We start from the raw sequence: 22,903 nt of genomic DNA on the forward strand, positions 1-22,903 counted from the left end.
TTCCTAACGTGTGTCGGAGGCGCTGCGCCCGAGGGGACCACGCGTTCCGAAAGGCGGGGAGATGCGTCCAGACGAAGAGCATTCGGACGAGCAGGCGCACGGCGAGGAGGCCGTGTGGGACGAGGCTGACGACGCCGACCTCGATGACTCCTTGTTGGCTCAGGTAGCCCAGGTCTCCGTTCCACTGCGAGTCCCATTCCGGGGCGAGCACCTGGGAGGGCAGGACGGGCAGCGCTTCGAGATCCTGGATCAGCTGGGGGGTGGCGCGATGGGCCTGGTGTTCCGGGCCCGGGACAAGGAGCTTCAGCGCGTGGTGGCGCTCAAGTTCCTGCTCCCGCGCGAGGGGCTGGGCGAGCTGCCCATGAGCTCCCTGCTGCGGCAGGAGGCGAGGGCCGTGGCGCAGCTCGACCACGAGAACATTGTCCGGATCTTCGACGTGTCCGAGTGGAGCGGGGCGTCATGGGAGCCCAGGATTCCCTTCCTGGTGATGGAGTGCCTGGAGGGGGAGTGCCTGTCCGCCCTGTTGCTGCAGGAGCACCCTTCGCTGCCGCGCACCCTGGAGATCATGGCCGCTGTGGCGGCGGGACTCGGCCACGCGCATGAGCACCACATCGTCCACCGGGACCTCAAGCCGGGGAACGTCTTCATCACCCAGAAGGGGCAGGTGAAGATCCTGGACTTCGGGCTCGCGTGGCTCACCGCGGCCGTCTTCCCAGCGGCGCCCAACTTCCCCGCGGCAGGGACGCCCAGCTACATGGCTCCAGAGCAATGGCGGGGAGAGGCGCAGGACGAGCGCACGGACATCTGGGCTGCCGGGGTCATGCTGTACGAGCTGCTCGCGGGTGTTCCTCCTTATATAGAGACGAGCCTGGCGGAGCTGAGGGCGCGGGTGCTCTCCGATGCACCGGTGCCGCGCCTGAGCGAGCGGCGGCCTGGGCTGCCCGAGGAGCTGGAGAAGCTGGTGGCCTCCATGCTGGCGAAGACTCCCCGGGAGCGGCTCTCCAGCGCCGCCGAGCTCCGGGAGCGCCTGCGCCGCATCGAGGAGGGCCTTACGCCGTGGCGGGACGAGCCTCGGAGCCTGGCGCCGCAGCGCCGCCAGGTGACGCTGGTGTCGTGCTGGCTGGCCGATCTGGCGGGGCTGGCCGAGCACCTGGATGCGGAGGACTTTGGCGAACTGGAAGGTGCCTTCCACCAGTCCTTCTCGGAGATCATCCAGCAGCACGAGGGCTCCATCACCACGTGCATGGGGGACGAGGCGCTTGCGTGCTTCGGCTATCCCCAGGCGCGCGAGGAGGACCCGGAGAAGGCAGCTCGCGCGGGACTCTTTCTCGCCACGCACCTGGGCACAGCCATCCAGCAGAAGCTGCCGTACCTCCCGCGCCGAAAGCTCACCGTGAAGGTGGGGGTGCACACGGACACGGTGGTGCTGGACAACCTCCCCGTGGAGCTGCGCGGACGCACTCCCGCGCTCCAGGGCGAGGCGCCGAAGATCGCACTCTGGCTGGCCCATGAGGCGGCGCCCGACACGGTGTGCCTCAGCCACACCACGTGGAAGCTCGTCCGAGGCGGCTTCCGCACCGAGCCGCTCGGCCCCCGGTTCTTCCAGGGGCTGGCGGGGATGGCGAAGCTAGACGTGCACCGCCTGCTGAGGGAGCAGCGCACCACGAGCCGCTTCGAGCGCACCCATGCCCAGGGACCCCTCACGCCGCTGGTGGGCCGCGAGCCCGAGCTGCACCAGTTGCTCGAGAGCTGGGAGCGCGCTTGCATGGGCCAGGGCGCGTTCGTCCTCGTCCGAGGCGAGGCGGGAATCGGCAAGTCCCGGCTCATTCAGGAGCTGCGCGAGCGGGTTCCTCAGGACAGCGTCATCCGCCTGCGCTGCCAGTGCTGGGTGCAGTTCCGCACGAGCGCCTTCGCCCCCATCATCGAGCTGCTCCAGCACTTGCTGCGGCTCGAGTCCGAGGGCAGCCCGCAGGCGAACCTGCGCAAGGTGGAGGGGCGCATGCGGGCGGCGGGCCTGCCGCCGGAGCACGTGTTCCTGGTGGCGAGTCTCCTCTCGCTGCCCGTGGCCGAGGCGCCACCTCACCTCCGGCTCAGCCCGGAGCTGCTGAAGGAGAAGACGCTGGAGGCGCTCGCGACGCTGCTGCAGCGGATGACCGAGGAGCGTCCCGTCTTTGCCATCGTCGAGGATCTCCACTGGGCGGATCCTTCGACGCTGGAGCTGCTGGGCTACCTGCTGGCCCGGATCGAGAAATGGCGGCTCTGCGTCTTCCTTACCGCCCGCCGCGGCTTCGAGCCCACCTGGCCTGGGAAGGAGAAGATCCAGGTCCTCACGCTGGAGCGCCTGTCGCCCGCGCTCACCGCGGAGCTGGTGCGTCAGTCCGCCAGTGGGAAGGCGCTCTCCGAGGAGACCATCGAGCAGCTCGCGGCCAAGACGGACGGCGTGCCGCTCTTCGTGGAAGAGATGACGCACATGGTGCTGGAGAAGGGCTCCACGGGCAGCACCTCGGCGGAGCCGTTCTCCATTCCTCTCACGCTGGGAGGGCTCTTGCTGGCCCGCCTGGACAAGTTGCCCCGGCGGCAGAAGGCGCTGGCCCAGCTCTGCGCCGTGGTGGGCCGGGGCTTCAGCCATGCGCTGCTCGCCACGCTCTCAGGGAGGAACGAGGCAGCGCTCGGGCAGGACCTGAGCGGGTTGCTGCAGGCGGGCCTCTTGCAGTCGGTGGAGGAGGGCCCCGAGTCTCGGTACCAGTTCCGCCACGCGCTCATCCAGGACGCGGCCTACCAATCCCTGCTGCGGCGTACGCGGCGCGAGTACCACCGGCGCATCGCCCAGGTGATGGCCGCGCAGTTCCCGGAGCTGGCCGACAGCCAGCCGGAGATGCTCGCCCACCATTATACGGAGGCGGGGGAGGTGGAGCCGGCCATCCACTTCTGGGCCAAGGCGGGCCTGCGCGCCAGCGTGCGTTCGGCGAACGTGGAGGCGATCAGCCACCTCAACCAGGCGCTCCGATTGCTGCGCAGCCTGCCCGAGGCCTCGCGCCGCCCGGAGCAGGAGCTGGAGCTGCAGGTGGCCCTGGGCCTTCCGTTGATGCAGACGCGCAGCATCCGCTCCCGCGAGGTGGAACAGACTTACAGCCGGGCCTTCGAGCTGTTCCACCAGGTGGGCGACGGGCTGACGCGCGTGCAAGCCTCGACGTGGGGCTCCTTCGCCTACTCCTTCATGCGCGCCCGGTTCCAGCTGGGGCAGGAGCTGGCCGAGTTGCTCGCGAGCCTGGGCGAGCGCCAGCAGAGCCGGGAGATGCTCTCGCTGGGCCACCGGATGATGGCCACCAACTTCTTCACCTGGGGGCAGATGACCACGGCCTTGGAGCACGTCGAGCTCGCGCTGAAATACTCGGACTTCGGGCTCGAGCAGCACCGCGAGCTCGCGGTGAAGCAGTGGGTCAACCCGCGGGTGGCCGCGCTGGCCTATGGCTCCGTCGTCCAATCCGCCCTGGGCAATATGGAGCAGGCTCGGCGCTGGAGCTCCGAGGCTCTGGTGCTCGCCGAGGAGATTGGCCATCACCACACGCTGGCGCTGGCGCTGACCTACACCGCACTGGCGTGCCAGCTCCGAGGGGAGCTGGAGTGCGCCCGGGAACGCGCGGAGCGGTGCATCGCGCTCTCCACCGAGCACCGCTTCCGCCTGTGGCTGGGCTGGTCCGTCTTCATCAAGAGCTGGGTCCTGTCCGAGCAGGGCTCCCCGCGCGAAGGGCTGGCGCTGCTGCGCGCCAACCTCGCGAGGTGGCGCAACGCGGGAGTCAAGGTGGGCATGCCGCTCTTCCTCGGCATGCTCGCGGAGTACCACATGAAGTTGGGGGAGTACTCGCAGGGGCTGGCGGCCGTGACCCAGGCGCTCGGGTGGGCGGATGCGTTGGGGGAGCGCTCGTACGAGTCGGAGCTGTACCGGATCGAGGGCGAGCTGCTCCAGGCGCTCGGCTACGGCTCAGCGGCGGCGACAGCGTTCCTGCACGGGATGGAGGTGGCGGAGCGGCAGGGGGCGCACGGGTTCCGCAGACACGTGGAGGCGGCGCTCGAGCGTCAGCTCCAAGGGGGGGCGGGCGAGCTGCCACTGTTCGCCCCGCCTTAGGCATCACATCGGCGGGGCCGGAGCTCCACCCGCTGGGGCGCAAGCCAGAGACAGTCAGGGGACGAGACGATGGCGACCGATCGAGAGAAGCTGGAGCAGGAGATCCGGGAGTTGAGCCAGCGGGGGGACACTGGCGGAGCGGTGGAGCGTGCGCTGCAGGGCTACGGGATGGAGATCATGCGGCTGATGGCCTCCGTTCTGCACAACCCCGAGCTGGCCAAGGACGCGTTCAGCCTCTTCTGCGAGAACCTCTTGAAGGGCTTGCCGTCCTTCCGCTGGGAGAGCTCCTTCCGAACGTGGGCGTACCGGCTGGCGCGGAACTCCTGTTACCAGTTGGCGCACGCTCCCTCGGCGCGAGAGACGCCGGTGAGCTCCTCGGGGATTCCGGACGCGGCGCTTCGCCAGCGCTCCGACACGCGCCCCTGGCAGCGGACCTCGGTGAAGGAGCGCTTCCGGGCGCTGCGCGAGAGCCTCGAGCCCGAGGATCGCATGCTGCTGCTGCTGCGAGTGGATCAGCGGCTGGCGTGGACGGAGGTGGCACGCATCATGTGGGACTCGGACGAGCCGATGACGAGTGCGGCCCTGTCGCGCAAGGCCACGGCACTGCGCCAGCAGTTCCAGCGCATCAAGACCCACCTGCGGCAGATGGCCACCGAGCAGGGGCTGCTCGAACAGGATCAGCCGCCGGTGTGACGCGGAGCGCGTGTACGGAGAGAGTGCGCGCGGCCTATCGTCGAGCGCATGAGCGACACCTCACTTCAGCCTCGGGATGTGCTGCCTTCGAGACTCGCGCGGGAGTACGGCGTGGACGTGCCCTTCGTGGGGGCGGGGATGGCGTTCGTGGGAGGGCCCCGGCTCGCGGCGGCGGTCTCCAACGCGGGAGGCCTGGGGATGCTCGGGACCGGCCCGATTCCTCCAGCGGTCGTGGCGGGGCTCGTCCAGGCGACGCGCGGGATGACCTCGCGCCCGTTCGGCATCAACTTCATCGTCGCGAATGGGAGCCCCACTGGGGATCAGCCGTTCACCACGGACGAGCACATCGAGGTCTGCGTCCAGCAGGGCGTGAAGCTGGTGACCTTCCACTGGAACGTTCCGCCGGAGCGCTGGGTTCGCCGGCTGCATGAGGCGGGGGCACGTGTCTGGATGCAGGTGGGCTCCGTAACCCAAGCCCGCGAGGCGGTGGCGGTGGGTGTGGACGGGGTGATTGTCCAGGGCGTGGAGGCAGGTGGCCACGTCCGAGGGACGACGCCGCTGCTCACGCTGTTGCCCGAGGTCATTGCTGCGGTGGCGCCCCGGCTGGTGCTGGCGGCGGGAGGCATCGTGGATGGGGCCTCGGCGGCGGCGGCGTTCTCGGCGGGCGCGGAGGGCGTATGGGTGGGAACGCGGCTGGTCGCCTCCGAGGAGTCGGATGCGCATCCGGAGTACAAGCAACGGCTCGCGGCGGCGAACACGAGCACGGCGGTGACGACGTTGTTCGGTCCCGAGTGGCCGGGGCAGCCGATGCGCGTGCTGCGCAACCGGGTCGTGAGCGAGTGGGCGGGACGTGAGGGCCAGGTGCCTCCGCCGCAGCCGGGCGTGTCCATCGGCCGGGCGATGATGGGACCCGTTCCCTACGAGATGCCGAAGTTCAGCGCGATCCTGCCCATGCCGGGCGTGACGGGAGACTTCGAGGAGATGTGCCTGGCGGCCGGGGAGGGCGTCTCACGGATCCACGACATCCGGCCCGTGGCCCAGATTGTCGATGAGATGATACGAGACGCGGCGCAGGCGCTGCGGACGGCTCGCAAGTAGCGGCGGCTCCGTCGCTCACGGCCGCTTCGTGGCGACGACGACGCTGTAGGGCGTGAAGGGCGGAGGCATCAGCCCATCGCGCACGTCCACGTCGAACCCCCGGGCCTCCAGCAGCTCGCGGGCGCGGGGCACCAGGAACGTCAGGTAGTACATGACGAAGGGCGGCTTCCAGAGCGCGTTGCGCACGCGCATTGCCGCGTTGAAGCCCTTGGCCAGCCAGTAGCCCGGGTTCCACGCCGACGGTGGATGCCCCGTGACGAAGACGAAGCGGCCCCCGGGCCGCAACGCGCGGGTGAGCACGTCCGCCAGCCGTGGCTCGTCCTCCTCCAGGATGTGCCCGAAGGCCCCGAAGCTCGTCACCACGTCGAACTCGGCCTCATACGTCAGCTTCAGGGCATCGCTCTGGACCAGGGTGATCTTCGCGTCGCCCGGTGCGTCCGCCAGCCGCTGACGCGCCTCGTCGAGCATCCCCCGGCTCAAGTCAACGCCCACCACCTCCTGGCGGCACAGCGGCCGCAGGAAGCGCATCGCCGCTCCCGTGCCACAGCACAAGTCGAGCGCGCGATCGATGCGGCCCGGAGCGCCCACCTGCTCCATTGCCACCTTCAGCACCGCATCTGGCGTGCGGAACGGCGTGTACTCGAACTTCGGCGCGAGCAGATCGTATCCGTGCTCCACGGACGAGAGTGCCTGCTGCGCCAGCTCCAGAAACGTCGGGCCCTTGCGATGGAACATGATCGTCCGTGTAATATCCGCCCTCCCGGAAAGGGAGGGGAAACATGTCAAACAGAAATACCTGGTGGAGCGCCGCCGCGCTTGGCCTGACCGTGGTGGCTGGCTGTGGCCCGGAGGACGAGACGCTGGACTTGCTGCTGTCCGCCAAGCAGGGGCTGGTCGCGGGATGCACCGCCTCCGGTGTGGATGCCGATGCCGACGGCCTGGATGACGGAGACGAGGACTGTCTCCTCCAGCGCCACGCGCCCGTGGTCAACCTCCCGTGGACGATCGACTGGACGAAGCCCGCCAACGTGGACTGGTACCTGGCTCGCGTCCACATGCGCTTCACCCATGACGGCTGCTCCGACTGCCAGATCCTCAATGTGGGCAGCGTGAACCAGACCAGCATCACCAACCGGACCCACAACGACAAGAACTGGCTGTGCTCGCACACCAGCACGGCCCGCTACTCGTACGGCACGGACTGGAACGACAGCGAGCACTTCTTCCTCCAGCCGCCGGATGATGCCGTCCACAACGGCAGCTCCAACTCCGCCGACTGGAAGGTCTACGGCCACGTCTACAAGAACGCCTACGGGGGCGTGAACCTCCAGTACTGGTTCTTCTTCCCGTACAACGATGCGCAGCTCTCCTTCAACCACGAGTCCGACTGGGAGCACGTCAACGTGCGCCTGAATCCGGACTACTCGGTGGCGGGAGTCCACTTCGCGCACCACAGCAATGTCACCTACTACGCCAAGGCCAGCGTGCAGTGGTTCGACAGCACGCACCCGCTGGTGTGGACGGCGGACGGCAGCCACGCCAGCTACGTCTCCGAGTCCGTGTGTGACTCCACCATCGAGGAGGTGGGCTGGGGCTCCAGCAGCTGCGAGACGAACGCGAACTATCGCTGGTTCACGTGGGCGGGAGGGAAGGGCACCCTGGTGGGTCTCCAGGGCGGAGGCATCATCAACGTGGGCGAGAAGACCCGGCCGCTCAATGGGCAGAACTTCATCAAGTACAACTCGCGGTGGGGCGAGATTGGTGAAACGAGCATCACCTCGGGTGTGCGGGGGCCCTCTTTCCAGGGCAACTGGACCCGAGACATGTGAGCGAGGAGGGGAAGCTCGGGTAGGGTAGGGGCATGGCTCCTTCTCCCGAATCCTGGACGCTGCCCTGGCGAGGGCTCGGCCTGAGCAGCAACCTCAGCGCCAGCGACCAGCCTCACCCCTACCGGCTGCTCGACGAGGAGCCCGAGCTCTTCGACTTCGTCGAGTACAGCGCTCCCTTGTCGCTCTCGGAGACGAAGAAGCACGCCACGCTGTTTCCGGAGATGCACCGGCGCCTCCAGGAGGTGCCGGTGCTCTTCCATCCGGTGCACCTCAACCTCTATGGGCCGGTGCTTGAGTCCCCCGAGGCCCTCGCCGACCTGGACGCGCACGCGCGCACGGTGGGCAGCCCGTGGGTGGGCAATGACGTGGGCTGGTGGCACTCAGGCGGGCAGCCCTTCCCGGGCTACCTCTACTTCTCGCCACCCCTCACCAATGAGGGACTGCAGGACTGCGCCGCGCACGCGCTGCACGTCCAGTCGGGACTGAGCCGGCCGCTGGCGCTGGAGAACCCCGCCGTGTTCGCTCGGCGCGGGGACATGCACGTGCTCGACTTCATGGCGAGGCTGCAGTCGCGCACAGGGCTGCCGCTGCTGCTCGATCTGGGGCACCTCTTCAGCTACCAGCTCTCCGCCGAGCTGCCGTTGGAGACGGGGCTCGACGGCTTCCCGTTCGATCGCGTCATCGAGATCCACATTGCTGGGGGCGTGGTGACGCGCCGGTGGGTCCGCCGCTTCTATGTGGATGATCACACCCAGCCCGTGCGCGAGGAGCTGTTCCAGTTGCTGGAGTGGGTGCTGCCGCGCTGCACCTCGCTGCGCGCAGTCACATTCGAGGGGGACGGGCACCCGCCCGAGGTGGCATTGCTCACGCTGCGTCGCCTGCGCAACCTGATCCCCAAGCAGCAGCGCGCGCCCCTGCGCCTGACGCCCGTGGAGGCTGTTCCGCCGCCGCTGAGCAACGTGAGCCGGCCCTGGGAGCTGTTCGACCTGGGGCACGGCGCTCGCCGGGCCGTGGAGTCAGATGACGTGGATGGGACGATCGCCGAGGTGGACTTCCGCCTCGCGGTGGTGGCCGAGCAGCTCGACAAGGACTTCCCCATCTCGCGCCTGCTGCTGGCGGGCACGCGCGAGGGCCTGCTGGCCTTCACCTCCTCGCAGGAGTACCGGGAGCTGTTCGAAGGCTCGGGCCGCTCGTTTGGCCATGCGTTCCTGGACTACGCCCGCAAGCGCCTCCGCGAGCACCCGGACGAGGCGGGCGCGGCGGCTGCGGCGCTCTCCTTCGAGACCTTCCTCCCGACGCTGATGCTGCGGCCCATGAATCCTCCCAAGCCTGGAGAGGTGGGGTTGGTAGAGGACGCGCGAGTGGGCACGTTCCCTGCGGACCTGTCCGAGCTGGTGTACTCGGCCCGGGCGCTGCGCCGTCACCTCACGGGCCGGGCCTGGGCCAACGGCACGGTGGAGCTGAGCGGCCTGGAGTCCTTGGCGCAGACAGCCCGGAGGACCGTGTCCCGCCCCTGGCGTTTCGCCGTTCGCCGCAGGCGGGGCGGAGGCATGGAGGTGCACACGGCGACGCCGGGGCTCTCCGAGCTTTTCCGAGCGCTCACGCAAGGCCCGCTGCCGGAGAAAGACATTGCTCCTCCGTTACTCGCGGAGGCCCTGGGGCGTGGGCTCGTGCGGCGAGGGTAGAGCTCGGCGAGGCTACGGGCTCTCGGCCTCAAGCAGCGCCGCGAGGAACAGGGAGTAGGTCAGCTCGGCCACTGGCCGCTTCTCTCGGCGCGCCTGGGTGCGCAGGGCCTTGGGCAGCGAGCAGGGCTTGCCCTTCTCTGCTTCGCGCAGCTGCACATAGCCTCGCTCGGAAAACCCGGCGATCTGCCACCCGCGCTGGCGGAGCGCTTGGCTGAGATCATCGGTGAGCTGGTGGTGGAGGGCCTTGGCGAGCGGCAGCGTGCCAAAGATCTCGCTGTGCCAGCCGCGCGGCTCCTCGCGCCACCCTCGGGCGCGCAGGTAGTGAGCCTTGCGAGCCAACGAGAGCCCGCCGACGTGCCGCTCCAGCTTCACAGCGCGGAGCGGGTCAGCGGGCCGTCGAAGTTCTGGCCATTGCACTCGGCATAGACATGGTCCCCGACGAAGGTCAGCGACACCTTGAGGCGCCGGGAATCGAAGGAGGAGAGTGCACGCAGGAGCCCGGCGTCAATCGCCGCGAGCTCCGCCTTGGCCACGCGCAGGGCCTTGGCCTCGCGCGCTTCGGCGATGAACGCCTCGAGCCGTTCGGCCGACTCAAACAGTACCGAGACCTTCGCGTGAGGGTTCTGGTCGACCGCGCGCTGCAGCTTGATGGGGTCCGCCTTGCCGACCCGGACCCAGCGGGTGACGAGCCCGGTGTAGTCACGGCATTCGAGATCCGGCGCGTCCGGTTCGCCCAGCCCCGGGCCGAAGGTCATCCGCTCCTCCCACGCCCAGCAGTAGGCGAGCACTCGCAGCCAGAGCCGTTGCATCGTCTCGGAGGGGTGGCGGGCGACCTTGATGCCGATCTGCGGCTGGTCGATGGAGCGATCCACCTGGCTCAGGCTGATCTGGAAGTCGTACAGCGTCGGAGCGAGGGTCATTGAGGAGTCCCGGTGCCCTCCGTCCGAGGGCCTGCGCGGTATAGCCTATCTCCGCGCAGCCTCGAAGGCGGCTGGGCAGGAGGCTCGTTTAGGCCCCCCGCGTTACAGCCGAGAGGCTGGCGCGCAACCGCCGGAGTCCCTCGTCGATGCGGTGGGTGGCGATGGCTCCGTAGCCGAGGACCAGCCCCGGCCGCGCCGGGCGGTGCGCGTAGAAGCCCGACAATGGGTGCAGTCCGACCCCTGCCACCTTCGCTCTCGCCACCACCTCTCGCTCCAGCTTGGCGCTCGTGTCCTTGAAGGTCGCGCTCAAGTGCAGGCCGGCCACTGAAGGCACCGGCTCCAGCCATGGGTCGAAGTCGCGGAGCAGGGTGTGGTGGATGCGCTCGTGCCGCGCCTCATATTCGCGCCGCATCTTGCGGATGTGCCGCGCCAGCTGTCCCTCGTCGATGAAGCGGGCCAGGGCAGCCTGCTCGGGCCACTGACAGTGCCAGTCGCTGAGGTGCTTCGCGGCCCGGAGCGCTGGCTGAAGCGCGGGCGGGGCGACCAGGTATCCCAGCCGAAGGGCTGGGAGCATCACCTTCGAGAACGAGCCCACGTAGATCACCCGGCCCGAGCGATCCAGACTGTGAAGCGTCTCGAGGGGGCGGCCACCGAAGCGGAACTCGCTGTCGTAGTCGTCCTCGATCACCACCGCGTTCCGTTGCTCTGCCCAGGCCAGCAGGGCTGTCCGGCGCGCGGGTGACATCGCCACTCCCAGCGGGAACTGGTGGGAGGGGGTGACGTAGACGAGCCGGGCCTCCGAGGGGAGCGCGCTGACGTCCAGACCCTCGGCATCCACCGGGACGCGCACCACCCGCGCACCGAGCGACTGGAAGAGCAGTCCTGGGGGAGGGTAGCCCGGCTCCTCGACGACGACGCACGTTCCTGGATCGATGAGCACGCGCCCGATCAGATCGAATGCCTGCTGCGCCCCGTGGGTGATGATCACATCCTCGGCGTCCGCCTGGACACCGCGCGCCAGCCCGATGTGCCTCGCCACCGCCGCACGCAGTGTCGGATGACCCGCAGGCTCTCCGTACTCCGCGCTGAGCACTGCGGCGCGAAGCTGGCGCGCGGAGAAGCGGCGCCAGGTCTCAAAGGGGAACAACTGTGCGTCGGGCATGCCCGCGCGGAAGTCGTAGGCCGAAGGACCCAAGCGTTCGCGCGGGCCAGGGAGTTCTCTCCAGAGCGCTCGGCTCTGCAACAGGGCCCCTGCCTTCGCCCGCCTGCGGGGCGAGGCCGGTGGGGGCTCCCCCTGGACGAAGCTGCCCGCACCGGCTTGGCCGGAGACGAGCCCCTCCGCGATCAGCCACTCGTAGGCGGCGGCCACGGTGTTGCGGGAAACCTCGAGCCGCTGGGCCATCTCGCGGGTCGGTGGCAGCCGGTCGCCCCGGCGGAGCCGCCCATCGAGGATTGCTGCTCGGACGCCTCTGTAGATCTGGCCCGCCCGATCGCGCCGGCGCTTCAAGTCGATGTGGAGATCCATCCCGCCACAGCCCATAACTTGGCCCAGTGAGAATCGTCAAATCTGGCTTTCTACCGGTCCATTGCGGCTGGCACTTTGCGGACCACTCAAGGAGGAAGCCCCATGTCGCAACCTGCCGCCGTTGGTTCCCGTCCCGTCGATACCGAGCGCATTCCCTGGATCCCGCAGAGCCCCGGCAACTCCTTCAAGCCTCTGCGTTTCTTGCCCGAGGACCGCGGCTGGGTCCTGCTGCTCCGGCTCGAGCCGGGGACCGCCATCTCCCGGCACCGCCACACGGGCGAGGTGCACGCCTTCAACCTCTCGGGCCAGCGCAAGCTTCTCGAGACCGGAGAGGTGGTGGGTCCGGGTGGTTACGTCTACGAGCCCGCCAACAACGTCGACAGTTGGATGGCCGTGGGCACCGAGCCAGTGATTGTCCACATCACCGTGTACGGCGCGGTCGAATACCTCAACGAGCGCGGGGAGATCACCCGGCGCTACACGTCGAGCACGCAGCAGGAGGTGTACCGGAGGTTCTGCGCCGAGCACGGACTGCCGATGCTCGATCTGACGGCCTGAGCCGCACCGGGTGCTCGAGCCACCGCGTCACGGCATCGTGGGCCGCACGAAGGGAATGAATCCGGCGATGAAGTGCACCTGAGGGGATCGGCCGAGCGTCCGCAGCCGGTCATGGGCGATCACCAGCAGGAGCGCGTAGAACCCGCAGGACACGAGGATGTGCCACCACGCGTGGAGCTGCGGGTTGGGGATCCCCAGGGAGGGCAGCGTCACGTTGAGCGTGAAGCAGGCGCGCAGGTCGGTGAACCACACTGCGAACGCCAGCGCATAGGCGCTCATCCCCAACCGGTAGACGCGCCGGATCGTCCGGTCCTGGTTGCGGCGGTGGATGAAGTAGACGCGGCCCAGCGCGAACAGCTCCAGCGACGCGAAGCTCGCATGGAAGAGGTAGAACTGAAGGGGGCCGTTCGTGAACGCGTTGAGGCTCGTGATGAGCACCGCGTGTCCGAGCAGCAACAGGGGAAACCAGTTCCCGAACCGCCGCTCGGGCTTGTTCTCCAGCAGGATGAAGAGGATCACCAGGACCAGCCAAAGCATGGGAACCTCGTCCATCATCTGGGCCTGGCGGAGGAGCGTCGCGTGGAAGGCGATGCTCCCCAGCCCGACGACGGACACCATGGCGAACGCGAGCATGAAGCGGCGCTCCAGCACGTGGCGGTGGAGGACGATGCCCAGCACGCCCGCGAACACCATCGCCAGGCTGGAGGCCGAGTTGAACAGCTCACCCACATAATAGAGGTGCTCGTAGTTCGTCTCGCACCAGTCCACCGTGGAAGTGGTGGGTCCCCAGAAGCCCGTGGCCGTCTCTTGCATGACGGCCACAGGCTAGCAGTCCCTCAAGGGGTGGGAGTGCCCTTGCACACCCCGGCGTCGGCCACGAAGGGCTGCAGGTTTAGCGCCGCACTGTTCTCAGAGCCCCTTTGACAGAAGGTGGGTGACTGGAGAATCTGGGGATTCGGACGCGCCCATGTGGATCTTCGGCTACGGCTCTCTCATCTTCCGCCCCTCCTTTCCGTATGAAGAGCGCCGCGAGGCGTGGCTGCGGGACTGGAGCCGGCGCTTCTGGCAGAGCTCCACGGATCACCGGGGCGTGCCGGAAGCTCCGGGACGGGTGGTGACGTTGGTGCCCGAGCCCGGTGCGCGCTGCTGGGGCATGGCCTACCGGATCGCCTCCGAGCGCGTGGCGGAAGTGCTGACCCACCTGGATTGGCGGGAGCAAGGCGGCTACGAGCGGCACCCCGTGGCGCTGGAGACGCGCGAAGGGCCCATCCCGCAGGCCGTGGTGTACCTGGCAGGGCCGTCGAACCCTCAATACGTGGGGCCGTTGACGGTAGCGGAGATCGCGGCGGTGGTGCGCTCCGCTCACGGGCCCAGCGGTTCGAATCGCGAGTACGTGCAGCGGCTGGCCGAGGCCCTGGCCCAAGCCGGTGAGCACGACGCGCACGTGGCGGAGCTGTTGCGGCTGCTGTAGCCGCGCCCGGGCGTGGCCCGGTGCCAGGCGCTACGGGTGGATGGGGCGGGCGCGCGCTGCGGGCACGGTGGCGATCTCGGACTCGGGCGTGGACGGAGCGGAGGGCTGGGCCATGGCTTGCGTGACCAGCTCGATCAACTGCCTCCGGCCGTGGGGCAGGGGCGCCTCCGGACCGGTGAGCGCCATCAACTGCTGATGGAGCACCTCACCCGAGGGCGTGCGCTTGTCCAGGTCCCGCTGCAGGAGGCCCATGACGATGCCGTCCAGTGCGCGAGAGATGCCGGGCACGAAGTGGGAAGGTGGCAGCAGCTCCTGATTCAAGGAGGCCAACATCAGCAGCGCCTGGTTGTTGCCCTGCAGAAGCGGCTCTCCGGTGAGCACCTCGTGGAGGGTGAGGCCCAGCGCGAAGAGGTCTGCCCGGCCATCGAGGGGATCGGCGCGGACCTGCTCGGGGGCCATGTAGCCCGCCTTGCCTCGCACCGTCTCGGCCTGGGTGAGGGCGCCGCGGTTGGCCGCGCGAGCGATGCCGAAGTCCGACAGCTTCACCTCACCAATGCGCGACAGCAGGATGTTGGGCGGGTTGAGATCGCGGTGGACGAGGCCCATGGGTTCGCCGCGAGAGTCCGCGCGGGCGTGCATGTACGCGAGCGCCGAGGCGATCTCCGCACCGAGATAGGTGGCCGCGGCCGGGGGCAGCCGGTAAGCGGGCAGACGCTTGAGCAGGCTGCTCAGCGGCAAGCCTTGCACGTACTCCATCGCGAGGAAGACGGTGTCCTTGTGGCGCCCGAGGTCCAGCACCTGGACGATGTTGGGGTGGATGAGCAGCGAGCCCAGCTCGGCCTCGCGCCGGAACAGGGCGAGGAACTGCTCGTCGTCCGCGTAGGCGGGCAGCACGCGCTTGACGGCCACCTGCTTCTCGAAGCCGCCCTCGGGGCTGTAGGTGGCGCGAAACACCTCGGCCATGCCTCCCGCGCCCAGCCGCTCATGGAGGAGGTACTTGCCCATGACGTCCTTCTCACGGATGGCGCGCAGGGCGGCCTCGGCCTTGTGGACGATGATGCTGGCCAGCGTGGCGGTCAGCGGTCCGTAAGCGAAGAGGAACACGCAGCGCAGCACGATCATCGGCGGCGTCAGGGTGGTCAGCGGCTCGTCAGGCAGCAGGGGCCGCATGATGAACAAGTAGAGCAGCAGGTACTCCAGGGCCGCGATCGACGCCGCGTAGTAGGCCAGGAGCTTTCCCGCCCTCATGGCGCACACCACGATGAGGGCACCCCAGGCGAGCACCGGAGGCGTGGTGAGCGCGTAGACGGGGCCGTGGAAGTTCACCTCGATGGCGCAGGCCACCGCGGGGATGGACACGGTGATGGCGGTGTCCACCCAGGGGAGGGCAGGGTGGTAGTGGCCTCGCCGCAGAAACCAGAGCGTGATCGAGTAGTAGAGGGCCAGGCCGCCCGTGAGTCCCGCGAGGCTCAGCGCCAGGCCCCAGCCGATGGCGCCCACCAGGGCGAAGGAGGCCCCACAGCCGAGCGCCATCATGCCGCGCATGAAGCGGGCGATGGACGTCTCGCGGGGGACAACGTCTTGTTCCAGGTACTCCTGCAGCAGCCGAGTGGACTGCGACGCCTGGGGGGGAGTGGCCGGCATGGGGGCGTGACTGTAACCCGACGTGGTGGATTCCGTCCTACCGCGAAACCCTCATCTCGGAAGGCCGCAACGAATCCACGTCAGGATCGCGAGCCGCTCCTCGAGCGTCATGGGGACCCCTGCGTCGGCGGGCGGCATGGTGCAGTCACGCACGTTGGTTCGAATCGTGTCCTGCCAATCCGCGACGTGTCCGTAATCCGCCAGTGACCAGGGACCTCCGGGCGAGCCGGAGTGGCAGACGACGCACCGGCGATCGAAGATCGGTGCCACGTCTGGGTAGTGCGGGGCGGGAGAGGGACACGCCGTAGGGGCAGGCACGACAGGGCATCCAGAAGGCTCCTCGCTGCCCGGACCCGCGTCTGGCAACGAGGTTCCTCCATCTGGCTCGCCCGTCGGTGGATCGGGTGTCGCGCCTTCACACCCCAGCGCAGTGAAGCCGCTGATCACTGCCCACAAGAGGACACGCCTCGCTCTGGAACGCATGGCTGGAGACTAGTGCAGGGGTGGATCCATCGCTTGCGACAATTTGCCCCATGGGCATGAAGTGCTTGGCTCGCGATAAGTGCTCCCGCTTTTCGGAAAGGAGCACACATATGAAGCGGACTGTCGCGGCGGTGCTGGCTATCACAGGAGCCTTCTTGGTGCCCGGAGTGGCCCTTGCACACATCGCGGTGTCTTCGGGCCCAGGCTTCGCCAACACGACTCAGGAGATCGCCTTCGGAGTGGGGCATGGCTGTGAGGGAGCGGATACCTACAGCGTGAAGGTCGACATCCCCGCGGGGGTGACGTCGGTGCGCCCCGTACGCAGTGACTTTGGCAATGTGTCTGTCGAGAAGAACGCGCAGGGCGATGTGATCGCCGTTGTCTGGCAGAAGGCAGACGCCGATGTGCTCCCGAGTGACCTCAGCTATTACAAACTCGTGATCCGGCTCAAGGTTCCCAACCAGCCGTTCACGACCCTGTACTTCCCGACCCATCAAACCTGCAAGGCGAGCAACGGGACCCTCACGACGGTCGACTGGGTCGGCACGCCCACGACCACAGGGGGAACGACGGCGCCGGAGCCCGCGCCAGAGCTGCGGATTGTCCCCGCGAGGAAGGCCGGTTGGAACAAGTACACGGTGCCGGCGGCTGTGACGGACCTGAGCCTCTTCTTCGGGGACGCACAGATCGTGTGGAAGGGGACCGCGGCCTATAGCGCCAACGCCTCTACTGCGGAGCTTGCGAAGACGACCTCGGGCGTCTCCGAGCTCACGTCGCTCCAGGCCAACGATGAGATCTGGGTGAGGTACTGATGAGGCGCGCGCTCATGAAGACCCGTGGGTTGTGGCTGCTCGCCGCGCTGGCGTTGGCCTCGTGCAGCGACGACTCACCGCCGCCCACCCCTGAGCAACCGCAGGGGTTGAGCTCGTGTCTCGAATCGCCCACCCAGCTCGCGCGCCCCCCGTCTGGGCAGCTCCCCTGTGAGTTGCTCCCTCCGGGATTCGGGACATAAGCGGGTTTGGGGCTCGTCAGGGCTCCAAGCCACCGCCTTGGAGCTTGCTTCTCCGAGCCCCGCAGGGTGAGGGGAATGGATGACAGGGACCGAAGGTTCCACCCTCAGCCGCCAGTCACGGGTCCGCTTTTCGAAGAAATGGAGAGCGGCCCCTCGCCAAGAGCTTGGAAACGTGACACACGGTGATGGTCGGCCCTGAATAGGGGAGCGGCCTCCGGCTCAACTCATTGATGCCGGACAAGAAAGAAGACGAGTTCATGGCAATTGGTACCGTGAAGTGGTTCAACGACGCGAAGGGCTTCGGTTTCATCACGCAGGAGGGCGCGGGCGAGGATCTCTTCTGCCATCACAGCGCGATCCAGGCCGATGGCTTCCGTTCCCTGCAGGAAGGGCAGAAGGTCCAGTTCGATGTGGCCCGCGGCCCCAAGGGTCTGCAGGCGCAGAACGTCCGCCCCGTCTAACGCGCGTCCGCTAGGCCCTGCACCCGGCCCAGTCTCCACAGCGAGGCTGGGCCTTTTTCATTTTTCGGCGGGGTGGGCATCCGCGATCCAAGTGCTTAGCTTGATGCTCCTCAGCGGTACCGTGAAGAGTTGCCAAGGCGGCTCTGCCTCCTCGGCCTGGCGGTCCGCTTCCCGGCGCATCAGGACTGCAGGTACGGTCCCGGTCTCCAGCAGGAGACGGGCCACTCACTCACTCACTCAATTTGGAGACTCATGACGGTCACATTCATCAAGCGGCAGAAGGAGCGGGCTCGTCAGCAGCGCAATCAGGACAAGCAGCTCAAGCGCGAGCAACTCAAGCGTGAGAAGGCCGAGCGCCCCGCCCGCATGGACGGCGGAGTCGACCCGGACATCGCGCACATCATCCCGGGGCCCCAGGCCCCGCTGGAGTACTGAGGACAGGATGTCATCCCTCTCGCTCGTGCGCACCCGCACTGGGCCGAGGGATGAGCGGGCGAGGAAAAAATAAGGAAACTGGCTCTGGTAGGCAGTGGTGATACCGCTACCGCATTCACTGCCCCCTCGAGGACATCCTCTTGAAAAGCCTCTCCACCAGCCTGTGGCTGGCACTCACGCTGGTGCTGGTCACGGGCTGCTCGCCTTCTGCTCCCATCACCAGCGCTGTCCAGGTTGCCGTCTCCGTCCCCCAGGCTCTCTCCTCCAGTGACGTCACCCGCGTCCAAGTGACGGTCTCTGCCTCGGACATGGCCTCCCTCTCCGTCGAGCTGGCTTCGTCCAACGGCTCCTGGGGCGGCCTCATCGGCAACATCCCGGCGGGTTCCAACCGCTCCTTCCTCGCTCAGGCTTACGACGCCTCCGGCACCCTGCGCTTCCAGGGACAGACCTCGGGCGTCACCCTTTTCCCCAACCAGACCACCGCCGTCGCCCTCATCCTCCAGGAGCTTTCTCCTCCTCCTCCCTACGCCAATGAGGCCCCCGTCATTGATTCCCTGGTGGCCTCCTCCACTTCTGTCCTGACGGGCGGCGCGCTCTCCCTCACTGCCATCGTTCACGATCCCAACCCGGGTGACACCCTCTCCTTGGCGTGGACCGCTTCTGGCGGCTCCTTCTCTGACCCCGCCGCCGCCTCCACCTCTTGGACGGCGCCTTCCTCCGTCGGCGTCCAGACCCTTACCCTCACCGTGACGGACTCCCAGGGCGCCGCCGTCTCCGTCTCCTTGGCCGTCAACGTCTCCTCCGACGGCGCCGCTGCTGGCAACGCCGCCCTCAACATCTCCTTCAACCTCTGGCCTGTCATCTCCAAGGTCTCCGCCTCGCGCAACCTCCTCGACGCAGGACAGTCCACCTCCGTCTCCACCCTGGCCTCCGACGCGGATGGCGATGCGCTCTCCTACGCGTGGACTGCCTCTTGCCCGGGCACCTGGACCCACGCCTCTTCCAGCACCGCCTCCTTCATCCCTTCCTCGGTTCCCGCAGGCGCCTGCAACAACTGCCGCCTGACCGTCACCGTTCAGGATGGACGCGGTGGGCAGAACACGGGCTCCCTCTCCCTCTGCGTCGCCGCATCCTCTCCCGAGCGTTTCGCTCCCCGCTTCTCCCAGTTCTACCAGTCCGCCACTTCCACCTCTCCGGGCCAGACGGTGACCTTTGACGTCACCGCCCTGGACCCTCAGTCCGCTTCCCTGACGTTTGCGTGGACCGCCACTTACGGCTCACTGGGCACACCCGCCCACGGCGCCTCCACCAGCCGCATTATCTGGACGGCCCCCTCCTGTACTCCCGCGAGCACTGCCTCGGTCATCACCGTGACCGTCACCAACGCCTTCAACCTGTCCGCCACTCAGAGCTTCTCGGTGGCAGGCTTGCCCGCCTGTGTCTCGGGGTGGGCCGCCACGGGCTCCATGGCCTCGCCTCGCTACCAGCACACGGCGACGCTGCTGCCCAACGGCAAGGTTCTTAACGTGGGGGGCCGCTACAACGGCGGTAGCACCGACATCGTGGCGATGGCGGAGGTGTACGACCCGGCCACGGGCACCTGGAGCGCAGCCGGTTCCCTGGTCGCGCCTCGCTTCCAGCACACGGCGACGCTGCTGCCCAACGGCAAGGTCCTCGTCGCGGGAGGACGCGGCACCGGCTACCTCGCATCGGCGGAGGTGTACGACCCGGTCACGGGCTCCTGGAGCGCGATCGCCTCCATGGCCTCGCCTCGCCTCCTGCACACGGCAACGCTGCTGCCCAATGGCAAGGTCCTCGTCGCGGGGGGATACACCGGCAGCAGCTACACGGCATCGGCGGAGGTGTACGACCCGGCCACGGGCACCTGGAGCGCGACCGGTTCCATGGTTGCGCCTCGCTACGTCCACACGGCGACGCTCCTGTCCAACGGCAAGGTCCTCGTCGCGGGGGGATACAACAGCAGCAGCACCTACCTGAGGACGGCGGAGGTGTACGACCCGGCTACGGGCTTCTGGAGTGCTGTCGGTTCCATGAGCACTTATCGCGGTTTCCACCCGGCGACGCTCTTGGCCAACGGCAAAGTCCTCGTCTCGGGGGGAAATCGAAGCAGCACCGACTCCTCGGCGACGGCGGATTTGTACGACCCGGCCACGGGCACCTGGAGCGTGACGGGTTCCATGGTCTCGATTCGCAGTGGCCACCCGGCAGTGTTGCTGCCCAATGGCAAGGTGCTCGTCGCGGGGGGAAGTGGCACCTCGACGGTGGAGTCATACAACCCAGCCTTGGGGACCTGGAGCGCTGCTGTTCCCATGGCTGCTGTTCGCAGTGGCCACACGGCGACGCTGCTGACCAATGGCACGGTCCTCGTCTCAGGGGGAACCAATGGGAGCAGCGGCGTCCTCACGACGGCGGCGGTGTACTCGCCCTGAGGAGTGAAGCGAAGTAGGTATCCCCGAGCCGAGCGGTCACGGAGAGTCGCGCCCGCCGATCATTGGGAAGCGCTCGTACGTCCGCTTGAGCGCGTCCAGGTGGGCGGGGTTGTCGAAATCGAGCGGCGCATCGGTGAGCTGCACGACCCATCCACCCGCCGCCGTGCGCCGCGCCCGCGTGAGCAGCTCGGCGTCGCGGGCCGGGTCCGGGAACCCGATGACTCGTGCGGCGGCTGCCGACCAATAGTTTAGCCACCCAAGGAAATAGGGGATCTCTGGCGCGCGGATCTGTTCGAGGAGCTTGAGGGCAGGCAGCCCCCGACGTGGGGACGGCGGCCCTTCCCTCGTGGGAGCTGTCTGATACGCGATGTCCAGCGCAGCGTCATCCGGCGTCGCATGTCCCCAGAACGCGCAAGCGCCCTCCGCTACGCGCTCCAGCATCTCCCCCGCAGCCGCGATAACTGCCGTGTCTAGCGGCATCTTCGCATGGACATCGAGCAACGATTGGCCGCCCGGCGCTTGGCTTGCGGGTGTTGTCAACCCGCTAATCTTCACCGGGAAACGATTATCGCCATTGCATACGAGTGGGAACTTCCCGCGTGCCGCTGCCTCAGAGAGCCATTCGTCGCGCTGTGGCAACAGGGCAAGCCGTCGCTTCTCGGTAACTCTCCACTCCAGGCGCAAGCCGGGCAGCGCCCGTTCCATACCACGGACGACAGCGAGTGTGCGGCCGTCATTGGCCACGAGCGCTGGTGCGTAGACGGTCAGATCGAGGCGTTTCCGAGGGGTCATCGTTTGCATCCTGTGACGACGACATTGAGGAATCGATCCACGCGCAGCAGCGCGTCTTTGTGTGCTTGGGTGCTCACGCCAACAACGAAGTCATAGCCACAGGCCTGCGCCGCCCGGCGCTCCTCGCGCAATTGCTCAATCTCTTTCTCAATCTCCTGATCTTGGATGAAGTCAGGGTACGTGTTAAAGCGATGGGTCTTGATCTCCCACAGCACGCGCACGCCGACTTGAAGAGCGTCGAAGCGCTCGCCGCCCACGAATACGTCCATGCCGGGATAACGGTTGGGCGGAAACTTATCGGCGCACTCGTTATGCGGGACATCTCCGCCCGCGTGCCGTACCGGGATGGGATCGCACGACGGACTGCGCGGCTTGGTTTCTGGCGGTGGGGGGAAGATGTCTCCGGTGCTCGACCCCCTCGGCTTGGGCGCTTGGTTCGCTAACGGTTCATTGGCGGGCCGCGTTTGAGCCTTGGGCTTCGCGCGCTCGCGGGATGCGTTCCGTTGATATGCATCGCTCCCCTCTTGGATGGCGGCTGCCACGACCACTACGCCAATCACAATCACTGCACCCGCGACGATCTCGGGCGCTGCAAAGATACAGAGAGCCACGACTGCGGGAGTTGCTGCATCCGCGTAGGCGACAGCGCATCTTTTGGTGACATCCCGAAACCTGACTCTGTCGCGATCGAGCGCGTGAAAGCACCGCTCCGCAAGGATAGGCCATTCGTTGGATGCTTCTCGCACCGCACACTGTCCATCATCCGTCCAGGGATACAGTGCCGCACGCTGAAGATTGGCGAGTCGCGGGCTCGGGGCCTCCACCTCTCCCGGGCTCAGGTCCATCGTGGCGCAGGCCGAGAGTAGAAGTAGAAACAGGGGGACGCTGCACGTTTGCAGGCGCATGGCCACGTCCTTTCAATCAGGCGCGGGAGTTGACGTCAGATATCTATATCGTCAACTAGAAAGGGTTCGGGGTGAAGACCCTTGCAGCCTCGCTCCATGCAGCTAGCGGTACACCTTTCCGCCCCAAATGAACGACGAGAAGATCCGCGACAACACGCACCGGGTGGTGGACGAGTCCCGCCGGACTGGAGTGCTGCCTCGCCAGTCCGCGGTGGCGCTCGCGGAGCAACGCGTGCGCGAGGCCTGGCGCTCACGCCGCTGGAGATGACTCCCTTCCTCAGGTCCGCTCATGGGCACGGGAGTGCCCTGCCAGGGCTCAAGGTCACGCTCGAGCTCTTCGTCATCAAGACGTGGGACGGCAACAGCCCATTTGCTGGCCCGGATCGCTGGATAGCGTCAGTCGACGGTGGCCCCGTGCTGCTCGATGCCACCTTCTCCAACGATGATGCCCCGTTCGACCCCGAGTTCTTCCAATCGTACCCGCAGCAGTTCCCCGGAGGCAGCAACCCGGGCCTCACCGGCGCGGAGGAGAAGGGCACGCTCGGCTACCCCGATGAGTCCGGCTACGGCGGGGTGGGAGACTCCATCTACAAGCTCACCTTCACCTTCCGCCACTCGGGCAACCACCTGACCCTCCGTTTCGTGGATCCGCCCCGAGCTGATGCCAACGAGCTGTGGGGGCTGGATTGCGTGCGCGTCAAAGTCCGCAAGGCGGAGACGCGGTAGGGGAGCATCGGGTCACCCAGACCTGGGAGCGGAGGACACTCTCCGCTCCCAGCGGGAAGGGTGGAGCGCTCTTGGACTGGGCGGGCAGTT

At 67.6% G+C, this 22,903-nt stretch carries 21 protein-coding genes; 13 read left to right on the top strand and 8 right to left on the bottom strand.

The window, feature by feature from the left end; translation table 11 throughout:
• Positions 1–61: 61 nt before the first annotated feature.
• From DB31_RS13440 to DB31_RS13450, 3 genes are all read left to right on the top strand, one after another.
• Complete coding sequence (locus DB31_RS13440; protein ID WP_052419931.1) at positions 62–4,126, top strand: protein kinase domain-containing protein; 4,065 nt, start codon at positions 62–64, stop codon at positions 4,124–4,126.
• A gap of 69 nt (positions 4,127–4,195) precedes the next feature.
• Positions 4,196–4,819 (top strand): RNA polymerase sigma factor, encoded by a 624-nt coding sequence (locus tag DB31_RS13445; RefSeq protein WP_044187078.1) that lies wholly within the window; start codon positions 4,196–4,198, stop codon positions 4,817–4,819.
• A gap of 48 nt (positions 4,820–4,867) precedes the next feature.
• Positions 4,868–5,917 (top strand): NAD(P)H-dependent flavin oxidoreductase, encoded by a 1,050-nt coding sequence (locus DB31_RS13450; RefSeq protein WP_063769222.1) that lies wholly within the window; start codon positions 4,868–4,870, stop codon positions 5,915–5,917.
• A gap of 15 nt (positions 5,918–5,932) precedes the next feature.
• On the opposite strand, the gene DB31_RS13455 is transcribed toward DB31_RS13450, so the two are convergent.
• Complete coding sequence (locus tag DB31_RS13455) at positions 5,933–6,652, bottom strand: class I SAM-dependent methyltransferase (protein ID WP_044187083.1); 720 nt, start codon at positions 6,650–6,652, stop codon at positions 5,933–5,935.
• Between the two features lie 44 nt (positions 6,653–6,696).
• On the opposite strand from DB31_RS13455, the gene DB31_RS13460 reads away from it, so the two are divergent.
• On the top strand, positions 6,697–7,746 hold the full coding sequence (locus DB31_RS13460) for a hypothetical protein (protein WP_044187085.1): 1,050 nt from the start codon (positions 6,697–6,699) through the stop codon (positions 7,744–7,746).
• A gap of 32 nt (positions 7,747–7,778) precedes the next feature.
• Positions 7,779–9,431, top strand: a complete 1,653-nt coding sequence (locus DB31_RS13465; RefSeq protein ID WP_044187088.1) for an MbnB/TglH/ChrH family RiPP precursor modification enzyme — start codon at positions 7,779–7,781, stop codon at positions 9,429–9,431.
• Between the two features lie 12 nt (positions 9,432–9,443).
• Here the strand turns inward: DB31_RS13465 and DB31_RS13470 are convergent, their stop codons facing one another.
• The 3 genes from DB31_RS13470 to pdxR all read right to left on the bottom strand — a co-directional run bounded on the left by DB31_RS13470 (position 9,444) and on the right by pdxR (position 11,876).
• Positions 9,444–9,770 (bottom strand): hypothetical protein, encoded by a 327-nt coding sequence (locus tag DB31_RS13470; RefSeq protein WP_240486678.1) that lies wholly within the window; start codon positions 9,768–9,770, stop codon positions 9,444–9,446.
• 29 nt (positions 9,771–9,799) lie between these two features.
• Positions 9,800–10,351, bottom strand: coding sequence for a YaeQ family protein (locus DB31_RS13475; RefSeq protein WP_044187093.1), 552 nt, complete (start codon positions 10,349–10,351; stop codon positions 9,800–9,802).
• Between the two features lie 88 nt (positions 10,352–10,439).
• Complete coding sequence (pdxR, locus tag DB31_RS13480; RefSeq protein ID WP_044187097.1) at positions 10,440–11,876, bottom strand: MocR-like pyridoxine biosynthesis transcription factor PdxR; 1,437 nt, start codon at positions 11,874–11,876, stop codon at positions 10,440–10,442.
• Positions 11,877–11,978: 102 nt separating this feature from the next.
• On the opposite strand from pdxR, the gene DB31_RS13485 reads away from it, so the two are divergent.
• Entirely contained in the window at positions 11,979–12,434 is a 456-nt protein-coding gene (locus DB31_RS13485; RefSeq protein ID WP_044187100.1) for a 2,4'-dihydroxyacetophenone dioxygenase family protein, read from the top strand.
• Positions 12,435–12,461: 27 nt separating this feature from the next.
• On the opposite strand, the gene DB31_RS13490 is transcribed toward DB31_RS13485, so the two are convergent.
• Entirely contained in the window at positions 12,462–13,247 is a 786-nt protein-coding gene (locus DB31_RS13490) for a ceramidase (RefSeq protein ID WP_044187102.1), read from the bottom strand.
• A 121-nt stretch (positions 13,248–13,368) separates the two neighbouring features.
• Here DB31_RS13490 and DB31_RS13495 point away from each other — a divergent pair, with 121 nt between their 5' ends.
• The gene (locus DB31_RS13495) at positions 13,369–13,905 is read left to right on the top strand and encodes a gamma-glutamylcyclotransferase (protein ID WP_240486679.1); all 537 of its coding nucleotides are present in this window, start codon (positions 13,369–13,371) and stop codon (positions 13,903–13,905) included.
• A 30-nt stretch (positions 13,906–13,935) separates the two neighbouring features.
• Here the strand turns inward: DB31_RS13495 and DB31_RS13500 are convergent, their stop codons facing one another.
• On the bottom strand, positions 13,936–15,549 hold the full coding sequence (locus DB31_RS13500) for a serine/threonine-protein kinase (RefSeq protein ID WP_044187107.1): 1,614 nt from the start codon (positions 15,547–15,549) through the stop codon (positions 13,936–13,938).
• 593 nt (positions 15,550–16,142) lie between these two features.
• On the opposite strand from DB31_RS13500, the gene DB31_RS13505 reads away from it, so the two are divergent.
• The 4 genes from DB31_RS13505 (at position 16,143) to DB31_RS13525 (ending at position 20,390) form a co-directional block, all read left to right on the top strand.
• Entirely contained in the window at positions 16,143–16,844 is a 702-nt protein-coding gene (locus DB31_RS13505; RefSeq protein ID WP_044187109.1) for a DUF1775 domain-containing protein, read from the top strand.
• A 457-nt stretch (positions 16,845–17,301) separates the two neighbouring features.
• Complete coding sequence (locus DB31_RS13515; protein WP_044187337.1) at positions 17,302–17,505, top strand: cold-shock protein; 204 nt, start codon at positions 17,302–17,304, stop codon at positions 17,503–17,505.
• A gap of 252 nt (positions 17,506–17,757) precedes the next feature.
• Positions 17,758–17,940 carry a hypothetical protein gene (locus tag DB31_RS13520; protein WP_044187113.1) on the top strand — a complete coding sequence of 61 codons (183 nt, stop codon included), beginning with the start codon at positions 17,758–17,760 and terminating at the stop codon, positions 17,938–17,940.
• A gap of 140 nt (positions 17,941–18,080) precedes the next feature.
• Entirely contained in the window at positions 18,081–20,390 is a 2,310-nt protein-coding gene (locus DB31_RS13525) for a Kelch repeat-containing protein (protein ID WP_044187116.1), read from the top strand.
• Between the two features lie 36 nt (positions 20,391–20,426).
• Here the strand turns inward: DB31_RS13525 and DB31_RS13530 are convergent, their stop codons facing one another.
• On the bottom strand, positions 20,427–21,182 hold the full coding sequence (locus DB31_RS13530; RefSeq protein ID WP_044187119.1) for a DUF5953 family protein: 756 nt from the start codon (positions 21,180–21,182) through the stop codon (positions 20,427–20,429).
• The gene (locus DB31_RS13535; RefSeq protein WP_044187122.1) at positions 21,179–22,087 is read right to left on the bottom strand and encodes a DUF6310 domain-containing protein; all 909 of its coding nucleotides are present in this window, start codon (positions 22,085–22,087) and stop codon (positions 21,179–21,181) included. Before DB31_RS13535 ends, DB31_RS13530 begins: the two co-directional genes overlap by 4 nt.
• Positions 22,088–22,214: 127 nt before the next feature.
• Here DB31_RS13535 and DB31_RS48780 point away from each other — a divergent pair, with 127 nt between their 5' ends.
• Positions 22,215–22,355, top strand: coding sequence for a hypothetical protein (locus tag DB31_RS48780; protein ID WP_157231960.1), 141 nt, complete (start codon positions 22,215–22,217; stop codon positions 22,353–22,355).
• Positions 22,352–22,813 carry a hypothetical protein gene (locus DB31_RS44775; protein WP_052419932.1) on the top strand — a complete coding sequence of 154 codons (462 nt, stop codon included), beginning with the start codon at positions 22,352–22,354 and terminating at the stop codon, positions 22,811–22,813. The genes DB31_RS48780 and DB31_RS44775 overlap by 4 nt, the downstream gene beginning before the upstream one ends.
• Positions 22,814–22,903 lie beyond the last annotated feature (90 nt).

The sequence above is a fragment of the Hyalangium minutum genome (assembly GCF_000737315.1).
GTDB lineage: Bacteria > Myxococcota > Myxococcia > Myxococcales > Myxococcaceae > Hyalangium > Hyalangium minutum.